Origin of the sequence: Mesorhizobium sp. M7A.F.Ca.ET.027.03.2.1 (assembly GCF_003999175.1) — a bacterium.
Classification (GTDB): Bacteria; Pseudomonadota; Alphaproteobacteria; order Rhizobiales; family Rhizobiaceae; genus Mesorhizobium.
Genome location: NZ_RZOM01001624.1, coordinates 1 through 824, shown reverse-complemented (window position 1 = coordinate 824; position 824 = coordinate 1). Strand labels below are relative to the sequence as shown.

The window sequence follows — 824 nt, the reverse complement described above, 5'->3', positions numbered from 1 at the left end:
CCCTTGAGCGAAACCGGCGCCCGGACTTCAATGCCCAGCCGCTCCGCCTCGCGCTGCACCGGCGATGGCGTCAACTCCAGCCCGCGCCGCCCTGCGGCGCGTGGCGGCTGGGTATAGACGGCCGATATCTCATGGCCAGCCTCGGCGATCGCGCGCAAAGTCGGCACCGAAAACTCCGGCGTGCCCATGAAGATGACGCGAAGGGGCATTTTTCTTCTGGTATCCTGTCTTCTTGCTCGCACCGTGTGCCGGCTCAGGCGTCCGCTTCAAACGGGTTTACGCGCTTCAGGTCAAGCTCGTCGAAGTCGCGAACGTTGCGCGTGGCAAGCGTCGCATCATGGGCGAGGCAGATCGCGGCAATCATGGCGTCGGAAAGACTGATCGGACGGCCAATTCTTTCCCGCGTCGCCCGCAGCTTGCCGGCAAGTCGGGGGATCGAACCGGAAAATTCCACGATACGGCCGGCGAACTGCTGCGAAATCAGCTGATCGAGCACGCGAATATAACGGTCTGATCCCGTCTTGTTCAAAAACCGTTCGGCCCCGAAAGACTGCTCCATGATGACTGGCCCACACATGTAGAGTGCGAGAAGATCCTGTTTGCGGAACCAGGCGGAGACATTCAAGTCGGGCGCCGGTTTGCTGGCTTCGGAAACAACATTGGTATCGAGGATGATCACTCGAAATCCTCAACTGGATGGCCGAAGTCGCGTTTTCCGTCCGCTTCGATTTGGTCCATTATCTCGGAAAATTCATCGCCTATTGCATTTTCAGCAGCGAACGCCGAACGAATGGCATCCCACGCGGAAAGTCCCGGCTCCGGTT

General features: G+C 59.5%; 1 protein-coding gene and 1 pseudogene. Both read right to left on the bottom strand.

Annotated elements, in window-relative coordinates:
• Positions 1–209: pseudogene (locus tag EN750_RS36895) on the bottom strand (methionyl-tRNA formyltransferase); the annotation flags it as partial.
• 44 nt (positions 210–253) lie between these two features.
• Entirely contained in the window at positions 254–679 is a 426-nt protein-coding gene (locus EN750_RS36890) for a type II toxin-antitoxin system VapC family toxin (protein WP_127383449.1), read from the bottom strand.
• Between the last annotated feature and the right edge of the window lie 145 nt (positions 680–824).